General features: G+C 64.9%; 13 protein-coding genes. 6 read left to right on the top strand and 7 right to left on the bottom strand.

Translation table 11 applies throughout. The features are described 5' to 3' along the window. Nucleotides 1-8 precede the first annotated feature (8 nt). Nucleotides 9-1,544 (top strand): glucosamine inositolphosphorylceramide transferase family protein, encoded by a 1,536-nt coding sequence (locus RAD10_RS20675; protein WP_461619018.1) that lies wholly within the window; start codon nucleotides 9-11, stop codon nucleotides 1,542-1,544. Here RAD10_RS20675 and RAD10_RS20680 read toward each other — a convergent pair. The 7 genes from RAD10_RS20680 to RAD10_RS20710 form a co-directional block, all read right to left on the bottom strand. Beyond that, nucleotides 1,527-3,227: an FAD-dependent oxidoreductase gene (locus RAD10_RS20680; RefSeq protein ID WP_461619019.1), complete on the bottom strand. Its 1,701-nt coding sequence runs from the start codon at nucleotides 3,225-3,227 to the stop codon at nucleotides 1,527-1,529. The two genes, RAD10_RS20675 and RAD10_RS20680, sit on opposite strands and share 18 nt — an antisense overlap. Before the next feature lie 67 nt (nucleotides 3,228-3,294). Next, nucleotides 3,295-3,774 carry a MarR family winged helix-turn-helix transcriptional regulator gene (locus RAD10_RS20685; RefSeq protein WP_461619020.1) on the bottom strand — a complete coding sequence of 160 codons (480 nt, stop codon included), beginning with the start codon at nucleotides 3,772-3,774 and terminating at the stop codon, nucleotides 3,295-3,297. A gap of 171 nt (nucleotides 3,775-3,945) precedes the next feature. Beyond that, complete coding sequence (locus RAD10_RS20690; protein ID WP_461619021.1) at nucleotides 3,946-4,893, bottom strand: ABC transporter substrate-binding protein; 948 nt, start codon at nucleotides 4,891-4,893, stop codon at nucleotides 3,946-3,948. Between the two features lie 63 nt (nucleotides 4,894-4,956). Then, nucleotides 4,957-5,997, bottom strand: coding sequence for an ABC transporter permease subunit (locus RAD10_RS20695; protein WP_461619022.1), 1,041 nt, complete (start codon nucleotides 5,995-5,997; stop codon nucleotides 4,957-4,959). Next, nucleotides 5,990-7,513 (bottom strand): sugar ABC transporter ATP-binding protein, encoded by a 1,524-nt coding sequence (locus RAD10_RS20700; protein ID WP_461619023.1) that lies wholly within the window; start codon nucleotides 7,511-7,513, stop codon nucleotides 5,990-5,992. Before RAD10_RS20700 ends, RAD10_RS20695 begins: the two co-directional genes overlap by 8 nt. Nucleotides 7,514-7,643: 130 nt before the next feature. Next, on the bottom strand, nucleotides 7,644-9,089 hold the full coding sequence (gene xylB / locus RAD10_RS20705) for a xylulokinase (RefSeq protein WP_461619024.1): 1,446 nt from the start codon (nucleotides 9,087-9,089) through the stop codon (nucleotides 7,644-7,646). 12 nt (nucleotides 9,090-9,101) lie between these two features. Continuing rightward, complete coding sequence (locus RAD10_RS20710; RefSeq protein WP_461619025.1) at nucleotides 9,102-10,025, bottom strand: LysR family transcriptional regulator; 924 nt, start codon at nucleotides 10,023-10,025, stop codon at nucleotides 9,102-9,104. Between the two features lie 107 nt (nucleotides 10,026-10,132). On the opposite strand from RAD10_RS20710, the gene RAD10_RS20715 reads away from it, so the two are divergent. Genes RAD10_RS20715 through RAD10_RS20735 form a run of 5 tightly spaced genes read left to right on the top strand, consistent with a single transcriptional unit; the run spans nucleotide 10,133 to nucleotide 14,731 of the window. Next, nucleotides 10,133-10,456 carry a Dabb family protein gene (locus tag RAD10_RS20715; protein ID WP_461619026.1) on the top strand — a complete coding sequence of 108 codons (324 nt, stop codon included), beginning with the start codon at nucleotides 10,133-10,135 and terminating at the stop codon, nucleotides 10,454-10,456. After that, nucleotides 10,453-11,532, top strand: a complete 1,080-nt coding sequence (locus RAD10_RS20720) for a maleylacetate reductase (RefSeq protein WP_461619027.1) — start codon at nucleotides 10,453-10,455, stop codon at nucleotides 11,530-11,532. Before RAD10_RS20715 ends, RAD10_RS20720 begins: the two co-directional genes overlap by 4 nt. 4 nt (nucleotides 11,533-11,536) lie before the next feature. Then, entirely contained in the window at nucleotides 11,537-12,901 is a 1,365-nt protein-coding gene (locus RAD10_RS20725; protein WP_461619028.1) for an amidohydrolase family protein, read from the top strand. Nucleotides 12,902-12,927: 26 nt separating this feature from the next. Beyond that, nucleotides 12,928-13,830 (top strand): NAD(P)-dependent oxidoreductase, encoded by a 903-nt coding sequence (locus RAD10_RS20730; RefSeq protein ID WP_461619029.1) that lies wholly within the window; start codon nucleotides 12,928-12,930, stop codon nucleotides 13,828-13,830. 16 nt (nucleotides 13,831-13,846) lie between these two features. Then, nucleotides 13,847-14,731, top strand: a complete 885-nt coding sequence (locus tag RAD10_RS20735) for an intradiol ring-cleavage dioxygenase (RefSeq protein WP_461619030.1) — start codon at nucleotides 13,847-13,849, stop codon at nucleotides 14,729-14,731. Nucleotides 14,732-14,739: the final 8 nt, after the last annotated feature.

A 14,739-nucleotide genomic window follows, 5' to 3' on the forward strand; every position in this document is an offset into this window, starting at 1 on the left:
GGCTCGACATGATCATCGAGTTTCGCTGTGAACGTGAGCATGCGCGGCGGTGGATGGGCCGCGAGACGCTGTTGATCGACGGCCGGGAAGTTCCGGTTCAAATCGCGTGGACGGCGACTGCAGAGCCGCGCCCCACAGGTCTCGACGCCCTGTTCGAGCTCGAACGCCTGGTGTTGCACAAGGGCAAACAGAGCGGCGCCAACAGGCTGAACATCGCTCCGGAACAGACGCAGGTTCGCGCCGGGACGGCCGACGTGGTCGTCGACTTCACCGGCGCCGCGCGCGATCCGAACAACTCCGCCCGGCTGTATCTCCGTCCGCTGTTCAATGGAGTTGCAGGCGAAAACGCCGCGCTCGCCGCCATTCTGACCGGCGACCTGCCGGTGATCGACATCGTCAACGAAGTCGACGGCTCGCTCGTCGATCGCGGCCATCCATCCGGAGAAATTGCCGCAGGCCTCAGCGGAGCACTCGAAACCGTCATGGCGCGAACGCTGACCATGGTGGCGGCGATCCTGTCGGGACGACCGCGGATTGTGCCGCAACTGGCGCGTCCCGCCGGAGAGGGCCCGCGCCGGGGTCCCGCTGGCTATGTCGCGCGCGGCCTTGCCGTGTCGATCGCCAAGGAGATTTATCGCCTCTGCTGCTATGCCCCGCATTGGCATGTCGGATGGCGCTTCAACACGGGTGCAGGCGTCTGGCAGACCGGAGATCTGTCCGGACCGGGCTGGAACATTCTTCCCGATCCAGGCCATCGCTTCTACGCCGATCCCTTTCCCGTCACGTGGCAGGGCCGAACATTCGTCTTCTTCGAAGACCTCGATCACCGGGTTGGAAAGGGCATCGTTTCGGCGATCGAGTTCGGCGACTATGGGCCGACCGGCGAGGTTGTGCCCGTGCTGGAGGAGCCCTGGCACCTCTCCTATCCCTTCCTGATCGAAGACGGCGGCGATTTGTGGATGATCCCGGAGAGCTCGATCCACGGGGACGTCGCACTCTACAAATGCGTTCGGTTCCCGGACAAATGGGAACGACACGCGACGCTCCTTTCAGGCCTTGAGCTCGCCGACGTCACGATCACGCAGCACAATGGCCTGCATTATCTGTTCGGCGCCTGGCGCGACGGGACCGGCGGCTACTCGGATTCGCTGGCGATCTATTACGCCGAGCACCTCCTGGGGCCCTGGTTGCCCCATGCCAGCAATCCGGTCCTGATCGACCGTGCAAGCACGCGGCCGGCGGGGAATTTCGTGACCATCAATGACCAATTGTGGCGCCCGGTCCAGAACTGTGCCGACGGATACGGTGCGGCGCTCGCGCTGGCGGAAGTGATCGAGCTGTCGCCGACGGCCTTCAGGCAGATCGTCCGCCATTCCCTGAAGCCCGGACCGGTATGGCCCGGCAGAAAGCTGCACACCCTGAACCGCTGCGGCCGGCTCGAGGTGATCGACGGATCGCGTGTCCAGCCCAAGACCCGCGCCTTCGCGAGCAAGCTTCCGTCCGCCGTTCAGTCTCCGCGCACCAGTTCATACACCGCCGGCTGAAGCCGCTGGCGCGCCCTCGCCTGCGCTGTACCCAAGCGCGCGGGCGAGGACACGCCCGATCGTTCCGGCCTGTGATGCGCTGCCACGCCAGGCCACGATCTGGTCGGGACGTATCAAAGCAAGGTCGGCATCATAGAGTTCGCGCAAGGATCCCGGCAGCGTGACGAGCTTCACATCCGCCCCGAGCATGCGGACGGCGTCGGCGACCGCAGCGGGCGCCGGCGCGACCTCGCCGAACTGGAGCAACGTCCATTCGAATCCGAACAAATCGTACAGGGACACGCCGTCGTCCAGCCACGCGTGCGGCGCGCGGCCACCGGGACAGGCACTGGGAATGTAGACGTTCGCAGCATCAGGCGGCGGCTGGCTGCCGTCGGAGACGATGATCGGAGAGCCGTCGTAACGCCCGCCAAAGGTGACGCCGGGAATGTTGAATTCGGCACGGGCGTGCTGTTCGAGATAGATGCCTGCCGTCCGCCGCGCTTCGTTGCCTTCGTCCGTGGCGTCCTCGATGTCTGGCGCGGGCGCGAAGAGACCAAGGGAATCCGCGAAGCGCCGGGCATAGTCGGTGTTGCGGAGCGCCACCGGACGCCGCTCGACCTCGTAGCTGTCGAGCAGCGATACCGGGCTTACGCCCTTGACGACGCTTGCAAGCTTCCAGCCGAGATTGACCGCGTCCTCGATCGCAGTGTTGTAGCCGAGCCCGCCGGTCGGCGTGAACAGATGCGCCGCGTCGCCGCCGAGGAACACCCTGCCCCGCTGCATCCCGTTCGCGACCAGCGCGTGACCGGCGGTCCAGGTCAGGAACGACAGCACATCGCATTCGATCGCCGCGCCGCAGGCGCGCTGGAACGCGGCCTTGGCCTCGTTGACCGTGATCGCACTCTCGTCCTCGCCCGGCCGCAGCTGGGTGTGAAACGCGAATTCGTCGCGTCCGTTCACCGAGGCCATGAAGGCCCGGCGGTCACCATTGAAGCAGTTGTACATCCACGCCTGGGCGTGCGGGATGCTCGCGTAGAACTCCGGCGAGCGGAGATACGCAGCCAGCATGCGGCCGCCCATGAAATCGCGCTGCGTCCCGGTCTCGCCGCCATAGACGATGCCGAGCGACTGGCGGACGTGGGAGCGCGGCCCGTCGGCCCCGACGAGGAAGTCGGCCCGGACCTGAAAGCGGCGGCTGTTGTCGAGACATTCGATCTCGCCGACGATGCCGTCGTCGCTTTCGACGTAGCTGACCAGCCGGTGGCCATAGTTCAGCGTGATGCCTGGAAGCCGTTCGGCATGACGGCGCAGCACCGCCTCGACGTATTTCTGCGAGACCCGGTGCGGCAGCTCGGCCGCACTCCAGGAGCCCGACATGCCCTTGATCAGCTCGCCCGCGCGCGAAGATGACGGCAGCGCAAAGCGTGCCAGTTCGTAACCGGCATAGCGGGTGAAGTACGCAACGTCGGTCGGATAATCGGCGGGCAGGCCCTCGCGCCTGATCTCGTCGGCAAAACCCAGCCGCCGGTAGTGCTCCATCGAGCGCGCCTGCGTCGCGTTGGCTTGCGGATTGAATGCGGTGCCTGGCTTCTCGTCGATCAGGATCGCGGACACATCGCGCCGGCCGAGCTCGTTGGCCAACATCAGCCCGCAGGGCCCGCCGCCGACGATGAGCACCGAGGCCGTCAGACGTGTTTCCAAGGCGCTTCTCCCCACCAGCACTATCTTGCATGGTAAGGTTGCCTGACGATATCGTCAAGCCTCCTGACTAATCGGTATCGTTGAGCGTGTCGAACTTCGCCCCGTAGACCGTCAGCCCTTTCAGGATCGCGTCCATGCCGGTCTTGCCGAGTTCGACGCGCATCTCCTGCTCGGCGATGTCGACGGCATCGCGGAACGCGTCGAGCCATTTGCGCCCGGCCGATGTGAACGTGACGATGCGCGCGCGCCGGTCGGTCGGATCGGGGATGCGATCGACGAGGCCGAGCTCGGCGCATTGATCGACCAGCTCGCCCATCGCCTGCTTGCTCATGGACGCCCGGCGGGCGAGCTCCGTGAGCCGCGTCCCCTCCACGTCGAGATTGCGGGTGAGGCTGACATGCGCAATGCGCGTCTCATCGTGCCCTCGTTCGCTCATCAATTCGAGCACGCGGCCTTCGAAGCGGCGTACCGCATTGTTGAGCAGACGCCCGACATTGGCATGACGCCACGCGGTGCCGGATGCGGTGCCCGATGTCCTGGATTTCACGAGATATGCTTCCGATTCGACCAGTCGAGGTTGCGCGAGGCTAACACAAGAGGCAGCCCGCCCGCTCGGACAGCAGATCGGCACGTACATTGGCTTTGGCATGACGGGCGGCGTGGTTTCAAACGCCGCCCGCCATCCCCGTTTCAAGCGCTCCCGGCAAGGGACGGCATCTTACTGGGAACGATCCGAGGTCCAGCCCTTATACTCGGCGACGTTGTCCCTGGTCACCAGCTTGGACGGCAGCAGCTCGACGGTCGAGGCCGGCTTCTGGCCATTGAGAATGCCGACGCCCACCTGCACGGCCCGCCGCGCCATGAAGAACGGATCTTGCGAAGCCGAGGCCTGGATCTGCGGCGACTGCGGATCCTTCAGCGCGGCCTCGATATCGGGCGCGCCGTCGACCGCGGTTATGACGATACCGCTGCGGTTCTGCTGGCGCGCCGCAAGGTCGGTGCCGATCGCCTGCGGATCGTTGATCGCGAAGATGGCGTCGATCTTGGGGAAGCGGGTCAGATAACCCTGCGCGACGGTCAGACCGCCTTCGCGCGAGCCTTTGCCGTCCTGGTCGTTGGACAACACCTTGATGCCGGAATTCTTCGACAAGACGTTCTTGCAGCCGACGACGCGGTCGATCACCGCCGAGACCTGCGGCCCGTTCTCGATGATGACATCGCCCTTGCCGCCCAACTTGTCGACGATGTACTGGCAGGAGATCTCGCCGGCCTGCACGTTGTTCGTGGTAACGGTGGCATCGGCTCCTTCGGCTGCGGTGTCGACTGCGACGACGACGATGCCCGCCGCCTGCGCCTTCTTGATCGCCGGCCCGATCGCCTTGGGATCGCCCGGGTTCAAAAGGATCAGGTCGACGCCGGCGGCGATGAAATTGTCGATCTGGGTGACCTGCTTGCCGAGGTCGTATTCGAAGCCGACCGACGTGATCTTCACATTGGGATTGGTCTTCTTCGCCTCGAACTCGGCGCCCTTCGACAGCGCGACGAAGAACGGATTGCCCATCGACCCCAGCGAGACGCCGATCGACTTGAGCTCCTTGGCGAAGGATGGCGCGGCGCTTAGGGCAAGCGCCGTCGCGGCGCCGGCGAGCGTGATCGTCTTCAACATTGGCTTCCTCCCTGGTCTGTCTTCATGTCAGGCACGGCAGACCAGTAGCCGCACCGGAACCTTTCATGTTCTGGCGGAGCCCTGCAGCCGGTAGCGATCGAGCGCAACAGCGCCGATGATCACCAGGCCCTTGATCACATATTGCCAGATGTCGGAAACGCCGACGAGAATCAGGCCGTTCGAGAGCACGGCGATGATCAACGCGCCGACCAGCGTGCCCCAGATCGAGCCGATGCCCCCGACGAACGAGGTGCCGCCCAGGATCACGGCGGTGATCGCATCGAGCTCGTAGGATTGTCCGAGTTGCAGGCCGTTGGCCGCATAGAGCCGCGCCGCCTGCATGGCGCCGCCGAGCCCGGCGAAAAGCCCGGAGACGCCGTAGACGAAGATCAGCACGGCCCAGACCTTGATGCCGGCAAGCCGTGCCGCGCTTTCATTGCCGCCCACCGCATAGATGTGCACGCCGAGCACGGTCCGGCGCAGCACCAGCCACGAGACGAGGATGACGAGCAGGGCGATCACCGAGAGCCATGGGATCGAGGCGACGCCGGGAACGAGCGTCAGCGAGCCGTTACCGATGAAGGCGTAGGGAATCGAGGGATTGAACACCGTGGTGTCGGCGCCGAGCAGTCGCGCCAGGCCGCGCACGGCGGTGAGAGAGCCGAGCGTGACGATGAAGGGCGGCAATCGGAGCAGCGCGATCAGCGCGCCGTTGACGACACCGAAGCCAAGGCCGGTGAGCAGCGCGGCCGGCAGCCACAGCATTCCGAGCTCCGGCATCTTGGAGAGCGTCAACCCGGCCATCGCGGAAGCCGCCAGGATCGAGCCGACCGAAAGGTCGATGCCGCCGGTGAGGATGACGAAGGTCATGCCCGCGGCGAGCACGGTGTTCACCGCGGCCTGCTGCAGCACGATGCCTAGATTTTGTCCGGTGAAGAAGCGGCCCTCGGACAGGAAATGGAAGCCGCCGCAGAGGATCAGCAGCACCGGCAACATACCGAGCGCGCTGATCAGCACCCTCACCCGCTGGCGCTTTGACTCTGCGGCAGCACCGTTGGTCGCCGTCGATGCCGCCTTGGCCTGCGAAGCACCATTGTCAGGCATCGAGATGCTCCATCCCCGTGGCAAGCGCCATGATGTCTTCCTGGTTCAGTGCGACCGCAGCTTCACGCCTGACCTCACCGGCGATGTGCCCGGCTCGCATGACGACGACGCGGTCGCAGATGCCGATAATCTCCGGCAGATCGGACGAGATGACGAGGATCGCGGTGCCAGCCTTGGCGAGATTGTCGATGATCGAATAGATCTCGGACTTGGCGCCGACGTCGACGCCGCGCGTTGGCTCGTCGAGGATCAGCACCTTTGGCGCAATGGCAAGTAGCCGCGACAGCAGCAGCTTCTGCTGGTTGCCGCCGGACAGGCCACCGGCGGGAACGCCGATATTGGCGGCGCGAATGCTGAGCCCTACGAAGGCCCGATCGGCGCGCTCGCGTGCCTTGTCGCGATCCAGGAACCAGCCGAGCTTCGCATCGCGGCCAAGCACCGCGAGGTTGATGTTGTCCAGACATGACATGTCCAGAAACAGGCCGAGCGCCTTCCTGTCCTCGGTCAGATAGGCGATCCCGGCCTCGAGCGCCTCACCCGGCGTGCGGATCTCGACCGGGCGCCCCTCCAGCTCGAGCCGGCCGGAGGTTTTTGGCAACGCGCCGATGATGAGATGCGCAAGCTCGGTGCGGCCGGCGCCGATCAGGCCGGCGAGACCGACCACCTCACCCGCATGCACGGTCAGCGAGCAGCCCTTGACGCGCAGGCCATCGGCCATGTCGATCGCGGCGAGCACGGGATGGCCGCGTCCTGCCTCCGGATCATGGTCCTTCTTGTAGAACGATGAGACGTCGCGCCCGACCATCAGCCGCACGATGGTGTCTGCACGGATCTCGGCCTTGTCGAGCGAGCCGACCAGCCGGCCGTCGCGCAGCACGGTGACGCGGTCGCCGAGCGCGTAGACCTCGTCCATGCGATGCGAGATGTAGATGATGGCGAGGCCCTCGGCGCGAAGCTGGCGGATCAGTGCGAACAGCCGTGCGCTCTCGCCGGCCGACAGCGCCGTGGTCGGCTCGTCCATGATCAGGATCTTCGATCTCGCGTGCAGCGCACGTGCGATCTCGACCAGCTGCCGTTGTCCCATGGACAGATGCGTCACCAGCGTCGACGGCAGGAAGTCCGCGCCGAGCCGTTTCAGGATGGGACCGACGGCCTCGCGCATGGCACCGCGCGCCAGCAAGCCAGTCCGCGATATCTCGCGTCCCAGATAGATATTCTCGGCAACGCTGAGATTGGGTGCGAGCGACAGCTCCTGATAGATGATGGAGATGCCCGCCGCGCGGCCGCCGAGCGGGCCTTCGATCCGTACCGGATGTCCTTCGATGCGGATCTCGCCGCCGGGATCTGGTCTGTAGGCGCCGGACAGGATCTTCATCAGCGTCGACTTGCCGGCGCCGTTCTCACCCATCAGGGCATGAATTTCGCCGGCATAGACTGTGAGATCGACGGCACGCAGCGCCTTGATGCCGAAGAAGGATTTTGAGACCCCACGCATCTCGAGGATCGGATCGTTCATCGTGCCTCCCGGCGCACAATGCGTTTCCCACCCGCGTCTCAATCATTCTGTCAGCGCGGCTTGCGCATTAAACAAAAGGCAGCGGCACAGGGCAATACCGAACAGACGGGAATGTAGCATCGAGGCGATGCTAGTGGCGGGGCCGATACAGTTCGCGCCACGCGGGAAGCCGTTCGGCATAAGCATCAGTCAGCCCGGTGTCAGGTTCGAACGTCTCGATGCGCTGCGGTCGCGTGCACACGGCGGCAATCGCCTCACCGGTGACAGCAAGTCGCCCTAATCTTGCCGCACCGAACGCGGCGCCGGTCTCACCTCCGGCGAAGCGATGGATCGGAACATTCAGCACGTTCGCCAGCACCGTGAGCCAGAAGCCGGACCGTGAACCACCGCCAATAGCATCGGCTTCCGTAATCACAATGCCAGCATCGGCGAGCGCGTCGCGGCAATCGGCCAGTGCAAAGGCAACGCCCTCGAGCACCGCCTGCACGATCGCCCCGCGATCGGTGCCATGGCTCAAACCATCGAGCATGCCGCGCACGACGGAATCGTCGTGCGGCGTCCGCTCACCCGCGAGATACGGCAGGAAGCTCACCGGCGACGGCGCCTGTGGATGCGATCCAAGCGGCGCCAGCAACTCGGCTTCGGTGACGCCGAACAGGCGCGCGGCCCAGGCAAGGCAGGAAGCAGCCGACAGGATCGCGCCGGCTTGAATCCACATGCCGGGAATGGCGTGGCAGAACGTATGCACCGCCCGGTCCGGATTGGCGGCGATTGTACTGGTCGGCGCCAGCAGGGCACCCGAGGTTCCCAAAGATACGAACGCGGTTCCCGGCTGGATCGCACCGATGCCGACGGCGCCCGCCGGATTGTCGCCAGCGCCGCCCGCGATCACCGGCTGCCGGGTCATACCCCAGCGTCGCGCGAGCTCGCTGCGCAGCGTCGTTGCAGGCGCGCATCCCTCGACCAGACGCGGCATGTGCTCGCGCGACAGTCCAGTCGCGGCGAGCGCTGCATCCGACCAGTCCCGGCGCGCGGCGTCGAGCCACAGCGATCCCGACGCGTCCGAAACGTCCTCGACGGCCTCGCCTGATAATACCAGGCGCAGATAGGCCTTTGGCAGCAGCACCAATTTCGTCGCTGCGAAAATTTCAGGCTCGTGCCTCGCGATCCAGAGCAGTTTTGGCGCGGTGAATCCCGGCATCGCCTTATTGCCCGTCACGGCACGCAAGGCGGGCCAGCGCTGCTCCAGGACGCGACACTCGGCGGCGGCGCGTCCGTCGTTCCAGAGGATGCAGGGCCGCAGCGGCCTCGAACTCGCATCGAGCAGCGTGGCGCCATGCATCTGGCCGGACAGCCCTATGCCTTCGACTGCCGCGAGCTCTTTTCCGTGCGATACCTTCAGGGCATCAAGCGTGGCAAAGGTCGCCTCGATCCACTGCGCGGGATCCTGCTCGGAATAACCTGATTGCGGCGAGGTGATCGTCAGCGGCCGGCTCTCACTTGCAATCACGCGCTGGGCACCGTCGACGAGAACGGTCTTGACTGCGGAGGTACCGAGATCGATGCCGAGATACATGACTGCTTCCGCTCACTTCGCCGCGTCGATCCAGATCCCCGGCTTCGAATGCTCACGGATATGGCTGACCAGGAAGTCGGAAAACACCCTGATCTTGGCGGGCAGCCGGACGCGGTTTTGATAGGCGATGTTCATGGTGAGCAGCGGCAGCTCCCAGCCCATCAGGACAGGCACCAGCCGGCCGGCCGCGATATCGCTCTGCACGATGTAAAGCGGCTGGATCAGGATGCCGAGCCCCGCGCGTGCCGCACCGCAGATGATCTGGCCATCATTGCTGTCGAGCGTCGGCGCGATCCGCACCGTCTGCGTCGTGCTGCCCTGGCTGAGCCGCAGCGAATAGGGATCGTTGGCGAGATTGTAGATCAGCATGTTGTGGCGGGCGAGATCGGCAGGGTGCTCCGGCCGGCCGTGCTTCTCCAGATATGACGGCGCCGCCGCGAGCACGCGGTGCATCTGGCCGATGCGGCGGACGATGATGTTGGAATCCGGTTCGTGCTCGCGCGTGCGGATCGCCACGTCGATGCCGGCCTCGATGAAGTCCAGATAGCGGTTCGCACTGATGATCTGCACGCTGAGATCAGGATAGAGCGCGCGGAAGGCGGGCAGCATCGGCGCGAGATAGATCATCGCAAAGGACAGCGAGCTCGTCACGCGCAGCATGCCCCTCGGCGACAGCGCGCGGTCGGAGACGGCATCCTCGGCTTCGGCGAGCTCGTTCAACAATGTGCCGCAGCGCTGCAAGAGCTCCTGCCCTGCCTCCGTCAGCCATAGCCGACGCGTGTTGCGTTCGATCAGCCGGACTGCGAGCCGCTCCTCTAGCGCGCTGAGGTGGCGGCTGGCGGCCGCGTTCGACATCCGCAGGATTTCGGCCGCCTTGGAAAGGCTGCCGAGCTCAGCGGTTTTGGAGAAGACTTCGAGTTGGAGCAGACGGTCCATTTTTGCGAAAAGAGGAAAAGAGACTTACAAATTTTGGCCTTTATTTCCGTTTTCTGCAAGGCAAAATAGCCACAACGAGACATAATCGCAGGCGAGGAAATCAGGAAATGTCGGGCCCGATCAGGCACATCGTGATGTGGCGGTTGCGCGGGGAAAGCCCCGAGGAGCGCTCCGCCGCCCGGGTCAAGGTCAAGACCCTGTTCGAGGGCCTCAAGGGCCAGATCGACGGCCTCACCCATATCGAAGTCGGCGTTGATGTCAGCGCGGTGGATTACGCCTGCGACGTCGTTTTGTTCTCCGAATTTACCGACCAGGCCGCGCTCTCGGCCTATGCCAACCATCCGGAACATCTGCGCGTGCGCGAGGCGCTTGGCGACTTGCGGATCGGGCGCTTCCAGGTCGATTATCCCATCAAAGAGACCGGCGCATGATCGGTTCGTTCACCTTTGAAAACCTGCCCTGCCGCGTCGTCTTCGGCAGCGGAACGCTTGGCTCCGCCAAGGCCGAGGTCGAGCGGCTCGGCGGCAAGCGCGCGCTTGTGCTGACGACACCGCAGCAGGAGGCGCAGGGCAAGAGCCTTGGGGCGGCGCTCGGCTCGCTCTATGCCGGCATATTTCCCGGCGCCACCATGCACACGCCGGTCGAGGTCACGGAGCGTGCGCTCGCGGCGATGAAGGCGTGCGAGGCTGACTGCGTCGTCTCGCTCGGCGGCGGCTCGACCACTGGCCTTGGCAAGGCGCTGGCCTTGCGCACCGGAATCAACCAGCTCTGCATTCCCACCACCTATGCCGGCTCGGAGATGACGCCGATCGTCGGCCAGACCGAGAACGGCCTGAAGACCACCGTGCGCGATGCGGCTATCCTGCCGGAGACCGTGATCTACGATGTCGATCTCACTTTGACGCTGCCGGCGGGTCTCGCCGCGACATCAGGCATCAACGCGATCGCCCACGCGGTGGAAGCGCTTTACGCGCGCGACACCAATCCCGTGACGTCGCTGATGGCGGAAGAAGGCATCCGCGCACTGGCGCGCGCCCTGCCCGCCATCGCCGCCAAAAGCGACGACCGCGAAGCTCGCACCGAAGCGCTTTACGGCGCTTGGCTGTGCGGTGTTTGCCTGGGCACCGTCGGCATGGCGCTGCATCACAAGCTCTGCCACACGCTCGGCGGAACCTTCGACCTGCCGCACGCCGAGACCCACACCATCGTGCTGCCGCATGCGCTGGCCTACAACGCGCCAGCCGTGCCCGACGCGATGGCACGCATCTCGCGCGCAATCGGCGCCGCCAATGCATCGCAGGGACTTTTCGAACTTGCGAAGCGGCTGGGTGCGAAGACGGCGCTGCGCGATATCGGCATGCCCGAAAGCGGCATCGACAAGGCGGCTGATCTTGCCGTCACCAACGCCTATTGGAATCCGCGCCCGCTCGATCGCGGCGCCATCCGCGACCTGATCGCGCGCGCCTGGGCCGGCGAGCCGCCGGGCGCTGTCAAAACGGCGACGTGAGACCATGCGGCGCACGCTGATCAGATCCGCGACCGTCATCAGCATGGATGATGCGATCGGCGACCTCGGCACCGGCGACGTGCTCATCGAGGGCAACCGTATCGCCGACGTGCGGCCATCGATCGACGTCGCGGCCGACACGGAGATCGTCGACGGCAATGGCCGCATCGTCATTCCCGGCCTGATCAACGCGCATATGCACACTTGGCAGACGGGCCTGCGCGGCTATGCCGCGAACTGGACCCTGCTGGAATATTTCCGCCGCATGCATTCCGGCCTCGCGACCGTATTCCGTCCCGAGGACATCCATATCGCGACGCTGGTCGGCGCGCTGAACCAGATCAATTGCGGCACCACCACGCTGGTCGATTGGTGCCACAACAATCCGACGCCTGATCATACCGACGCCGCCGTGCGCGGCCTGATCGAGAGCGGCATTCGCGCCGCGTTCTTCCATGGCTCGCCAAAACCGGAACCAAAGCCCGGAGAGCCGCATTTCTCGGAAGTCCCGCATCCGCGACGCGAGGTCGAGCGGCTGCTCGCGGGTCCCCTCGCCGACCACGACGGCCTTGTCACGCTGGGCCTTGCGATCCTTGGCCCACATTATTCGACGCTCGACGTCGCCATGCACGACTTCCGCATGGCGCGCGAGCTCAAGTTGATCGCATCGATGCATCAGGGCGGCGGTCCGGCCAAGACGCCCGGTGGCTGGGAGAAGCTGATCGAGGCCGGGCTCGTCGGCGCGGGTGTCAACATCGTCCATGGCAACGACCTGCCTGATGATCTCCTCGACAAAATGGTCGATCTCGGCGTCTCCTTCTCGGTGACGCCCGAGAACGAGATGATCCAGGGCCACGGTTTTCCGATCACAGGGCGGCTGCTCAAGCGTGGTGTTCGGCCGACCATCGGCATTGACCTCGAATCCATCCTGGCCGGCGACCTGTTCTCCGCCGCACGCGTTGCGCTCTCGATGCAGCGGTCACTCGACAATGCGGAGTCCCGCAAGACCAGTGGCACCATCCCCGCAACGACCACGATTCCCGTACGCGAAGCGTTGCGCTGGATCACGACGGAAGGCGCTCGCATGCTCGGCCGCGAACATCAGATCGGCTCGCTGACACCGGGCAAACTTGCCGACCTCGTCATCATCAACGCCTCCGATCTCAATCTCTTCCCGGTGCATGATCCCGTCGCCACCGTTGTGATGCAGACGAGCCTCGCCAACATCGAGGCCGTCATGATCGGCGGCGACTGGAAGAAGCGAAATGGCCAGTTGCTGGTTGACGGGTTGGGAACGAAGAAAGAGCTGCTGGCGCAATCCGGCCGGCGGCTGGTGCAGGACATTGAACGACAGGGACGCGCCGCCTGAAGGCGCCAACGGACAACAAAACAACAATGACAGACACCTCGAAAAACATCGCTTTCGTCGGGATCGGCAAGATGGGTCTGCCGATGTCGGCGCTCGTCGCCAAGGCCGGTTTTGCTGTCACCGCATTCGACCAGAGCGCGGCGCGGATCAACGAGGCACGCGCGCAAGGTATTGCGATTGCCGCATCGCCGGCCGAGGCCGTGAGCGGCAAGGCGGCTGTCGTCACCTCCCTGCCCGACGACGTCGCGTTGCGCGGCGCCCTGCTCGGCCCCACCGGCGTCATCGCCGCGATGGCGCCAGGCGCCAGTTTGATCGAAACCAGCACTGTCAGTGTCGAGGCTTCCACTGAAGTTGCCGCCGCGGCACACGCCCGCGGGATTGCCTATCTGCGCGCACCGGTCTCCGGCAATGCCAGCATAGTTCATACCGGCGCCTTGACCTGCTTCGTCTCGGGGCCGAATGAAGCCTTCGAAAATGCAAAGCCGCTGTTCGCCACCTTCACCCGCGCGCAGACCTATCTCGGGCCGGCCGAGGAAGCCCGTTACGCGAAACTCTCGGTCAATCTGATGATCGCGGTGTCGGCGGCGATGATGGCGGAGAGCCTGGCGCTGGCGCGCAAGGGCGGCATCGCCTGGCAGGACATCTTGAAGGTGCTCGACGACAGCGCGGTTGCCTCGCCGATGGTGAAATACAAGACCGCGCCGCTACGAACCCGCGATTTCGAGTCCACCTTCTCCTGCAAGCAGATGGCCAAGGATCTCGACCTGATCCTGGGTGCCGGCCATGCCGTCGGCGTGCCGTTGCAGCTCGCGGCCCAAGTCCGCGAAACCTATGGCTCGCTGGTCGCGAAAGGCGACGGCGACACCGACTTCATCGCGACGGTCAAGCACCTCGAACGGCTGTCCGGGCTCGGCGAGCCTAAACTCTGATCGGCGGAAGACACATATGCGCAATTTCAACGAGAACACGATCACCGACGCCGTGCTGGAGCGGATCAAGGACGCAACCGATCCGCGCATCAAGCAGGTCAGCGAAGCGCTGGTGCGCCACCTTCATGCCTTCGTCCGCGAGATCCGTCCGACCCAGAAGGAATGGGAATTCGGCATCGATTTCCTGACCCGCACCGGCCACATGTGCGACGACAAGCGCCAGGAGTTCATCCTGCTGTCGGATACGCTCGGCGTCTCCATGCTGGTCGACGCGATCAACCATCCGGTGCCGGAGGGCGCGACCGAAACCACGGTGCTCGGCCCGTTCTTCGTCCAGGCCGCGCCGGAGAAGGACAGCGGCGCGGATATCTCCGGTCCGATGGAGGGTGAACCGATGCTGGTCACCGGCTCGGTGTCGACCGTCGACGGCAAGCCGCTCGTGGGTGCCGTCGTCGACGTCTGGCACTCCGACGATGATGGTTATTACGACGTGCAGCAGCTCGATGCCATTGGCGATCTCGCGATGCGCGCGCGCTTCCACACCGACGCCAACGGCAGATTCCATTTCTGGTCGATCAAGCCGGCCGCCTATCCCGTTCCGCATGACGGCCCGGTCGGCGAGATGCTGGAGGCGCAGGGCCGCCATCCCTGGCGCCCCGCGCATGTGCATTTCATGATTTCCGCGCCCGGCTTCGAGCAGCTCGTGACACACGTGTTCGTCGCCGGCGACCAGTATCTCGACTCGGACGTTGTGTTCGGCGTCAAAGACAGCCTGATCCGCGAATTCACCAGGCATCCGGCCGGCCGTGCGCCGGATGGTCGCATGGTGGACAGCGAGTATTTCCATCTCAACTATGATTTCGGCCTGAAGCAGGTCGCGAGCAACGCAAGAGCCGCTTAAGCTAGAGC

This window comes from Bradyrhizobium sp. 23AC (assembly GCF_054863025.1).

What these genes read in the sequence shown, in the direction of transcription:
- RAD10_RS20675 (WP_461619018.1), top strand. Translation starts at nt 9, where the DNA reads ATGATCATCGAGTTTCGCTGTGAACGTGAGCATGCGCGGCGGTGGATG.
- RAD10_RS20690 (WP_461619021.1), bottom strand. Translation starts at nt 4,893, where the DNA reads ATGTTGAAGACGATCACGCTCGCCGGCGCCGCGACGGCGCTTGCCCTA.
- RAD10_RS20695 (WP_461619022.1), bottom strand. Translation starts at nt 5,997, where the DNA reads ATGCCTGACAATGGTGCTTCGCAGGCCAAGGCGGCATCGACGGCGACC.
- RAD10_RS20700 (WP_461619023.1), bottom strand. Translation starts at nt 7,513, where the DNA reads ATGAACGATCCGATCCTCGAGATGCGTGGGGTCTCAAAATCCTTCTTC.
- xylB (WP_461619024.1), bottom strand. Translation starts at nt 9,089, where the DNA reads ATGTATCTCGGCATCGATCTCGGTACCTCCGCAGTCAAGACCGTTCTC.
- RAD10_RS20710 (WP_461619025.1), bottom strand. Translation starts at nt 10,025, where the DNA reads ATGGACCGTCTGCTCCAACTCGAAGTCTTCTCCAAAACCGCTGAGCTC.
- RAD10_RS20715 (WP_461619026.1), top strand. Translation starts at nt 10,133, where the DNA reads ATGTCGGGCCCGATCAGGCACATCGTGATGTGGCGGTTGCGCGGGGAA.
- RAD10_RS20720 (WP_461619027.1), top strand. Translation starts at nt 10,453, where the DNA reads ATGATCGGTTCGTTCACCTTTGAAAACCTGCCCTGCCGCGTCGTCTTC.
- RAD10_RS20725 (WP_461619028.1), top strand. Translation starts at nt 11,537, where the DNA reads ATGCGGCGCACGCTGATCAGATCCGCGACCGTCATCAGCATGGATGAT.
- RAD10_RS20730 (WP_461619029.1), top strand. Translation starts at nt 12,928, where the DNA reads ATGACAGACACCTCGAAAAACATCGCTTTCGTCGGGATCGGCAAGATG.
- RAD10_RS20735 (WP_461619030.1), top strand. Translation starts at nt 13,847, where the DNA reads ATGCGCAATTTCAACGAGAACACGATCACCGACGCCGTGCTGGAGCGG.